The sequence below is a fragment of the Streptomyces flavofungini genome (assembly GCF_041028215.1).
Taxonomy (GTDB): domain Bacteria; phylum Actinomycetota; class Actinomycetes; order Streptomycetales; family Streptomycetaceae; genus Streptomyces; species Streptomyces flavofungini_B.
The window spans coordinates 1-2,330 of sequence record NZ_JASKYR010000964.1; the positions used below are offsets into that span (position 1 = coordinate 1).

At 75.5% G+C, this 2,330-nt stretch carries 1 protein-coding gene and 2 pseudogenes; all 3 read left to right on the plus strand.

The annotated features are described in order from the left end of the window. A pseudogene (locus AB8Z36_RS37155) lies at positions 1-464 on the plus strand (hypothetical protein); the annotation flags it as partial. Beyond that, the gene (locus AB8Z36_RS37160) at positions 434-1,855 is read left to right on the plus strand and encodes a hypothetical protein (RefSeq protein ID WP_369217795.1); all 1,422 of its coding nucleotides are present in this window, start codon (positions 434-436) and stop codon (positions 1,853-1,855) included. The pseudogene AB8Z36_RS37155 and the gene AB8Z36_RS37160, both read left to right, overlap by 31 nt. Then, a pseudogene (locus AB8Z36_RS37165) lies at positions 1,852-2,330 on the plus strand (VWA containing CoxE family protein); the annotation flags it as partial. The gene AB8Z36_RS37160 and the pseudogene AB8Z36_RS37165, both read left to right, overlap by 4 nt.

The window sequence follows — 2,330 nt, forward strand, 5'->3', positions numbered from 1 at the left end:
CCCCCATGGGAGACGTCGAGCATGTCGCGGGTGACCGTACCCGCACGGCCGCGCAGCGCCTGCAAGGCGTGGTGTCCAGCGGCTCGGACATCGGACGCGTCTATGTCTCGTCGGTGGCGGCGGGGACGCACGCGTACGCGTGCAGCACCAACAACAACCGCCCCTGCGGCGGCGCGCGCGGCTCGTTCTGCAATCACATCAGGGCCCTGGTCAGCGAGTCCGTGCTGCAGTACGGCGCCGAGCGCGTGGCCCGCTATCTGAAGATCGAGGCCCCGGACGGCGAGCCGACGGCCCACTCCCTCGCCTATGTCATGAGCAGCGCCCGGCCGCCCCAGGCGGACTCGCAGGCCGCCGCTTCGGTGTTCAGCCGGTTCCTGCGCCACCTGGCGTATCTGGAGCTGGCCCCGAGCACCGCTCCGCTGCCGGAGATGCAGTGGTTCCCGCCGACCCGGGCGGTGGCCTGATGCGCGCCGACCTGCTCACCGAACCCGTCGACGGGCTCGACGAGGCCCTCGCGGCCGTCGACGCCTTCGACCAGTGCCTCCTCGCCGGACTGCTCCGTCCGGGGCCCGAGCAGGCGGCGGGACTGACGCGGCTCGCGCACGCCGTCGCGGGATCGCCCCTGGCCGCCAGGTGCGCCGAGGCGGCCGAGAAGGCGGCGGCCGGGACCGCGGGCGAGGACGATCTCGTCGTCCTCGCCGCCGCCCGCACCGCCCTGCTCGGCTCGGTCCACGACGCCCTGACGGCCCGCGTGGACGAGGCGACCGGCCGCGTCCTCGGCGAGGGAGGCGGCCCCGCGGCCCCGGTCGAGCCGGGCGGGGCCAATCTATTCGCCGCCGCCCGCTCCTGGCTCTGCGACCTGGCGCGCGCGGGGTGGCGGGGCATCGATCACGAGCTGGTCGCCGGAGCGGCCCAGGTCGTCTCCGCGATGCTCCAGGACCCCGCGCTGCGGCGTCCGGCCACCCTCCTCGACGGCTTCGCCGCCGAACTCGCCGCGTCCTGCCCGGGGGTGACCCTGGAGCGCGTCCCGGTGCGCCGCTGGGCCGACCTGTGGGCGCGCGCGATGCTCCTGACCGTGCCGGGGGCCGCCGTCCTGCCGGTGACCGGCACGGCCACCGGCCGTCTCCTGCCCCTCGGCGTCGACGTCCAGGAGCACCCGACGGCCGTGCAGGCGCAGGTGCACGCGGTGTTCGAGCCCGCCGACGGCACACCGCCCCGCCTGGTGCGGGCGGCGGTCTCGGCCCCCAAGCCCGACACCGTGGTCGGAGCCGGACTGTGGCAGCTCCTGCGACCGCACATGTCCCTCCTCGCCGCGCTCGGCGAAGGCCGCTCGATGGACCTCACCGACATGCCGGTCACCGCCGAGGGCGACCTGCTGTGGAGCGACGGACAGGCGCGCACCGGCGAGCCCGCCGACGCCTTCGCCACGGCGCGCGTGGCCCTGTCCACCGCCGTCCACGCGCCGACGGCGCCCCTGGACCGGCATCCGGCCCGCATCGCGGTGCCGGTGTTCCTCGAGGGGTACACGGCCGAGGCGGACGACCCCGCCCTCACCTTCACCCTGGGCGGTCACCCGGTCGCCGTCGACGTCGACCGGGTGCCGGCCGCGGGGCCGCTCACCCCCAAGGCCGTCGCGGCGTCGGGCGCCTGCATCGGGCTGCTGCGCTGGGACGCGGGGGCGTACCACCTCCAGCCGCTGGCGGTGGAGACGACCGTGCGCAAGAAGAGCGTCACGGTGCACGCCGGTCAGTGGGCGGGCGGCACCACCGACAAGGCGGGCGCCAAGGCGGAGAAGGCGGCCACCGACGCGGTGACCGTACTGCGCGAGCGCGCGGGAAGGCTGCTCCGATCATGACCGATGACATGACGCAACGGCCCGAGGCGACATCCCGGCCGGAGGCCGCCTCCGCGCTGGAAACGCCGGGTGACCAGGGATCGAGTCCGTACGACAGCCGTCGTCAGGTTCTGTACTGGCGGCTTCTCGCGCGGCTCTTCGACCCCGAGGAGCAGCCCGCGCTGGAATCGGCGAGCCTCGCCGTGGTCGAGGACATCGGGCTGCCCGCCGGGCTCCTCGACCCCGAGGTCTCCCTCGACTCGGTCGTGCAGCGCCATCCGGAGCTGGCCGCGGAGTTCGACGGCCTGATGGTGCCCGCTTCCCCGGAGGACGGGGCGCGCGACCGGGCCGCGGAGGTGCGCCGCGCGGCCCTGGTGTCCAAGACGCTGCTCAATGTCTTCGCGACCGGCTCCGGCACGGTCACCGCGGGACAGCTCGCGCGCTGGCAGTCCGACGCGGGCTGGCTGGAGCGCGCGCTCGGCTGCGCCCCCGGCGA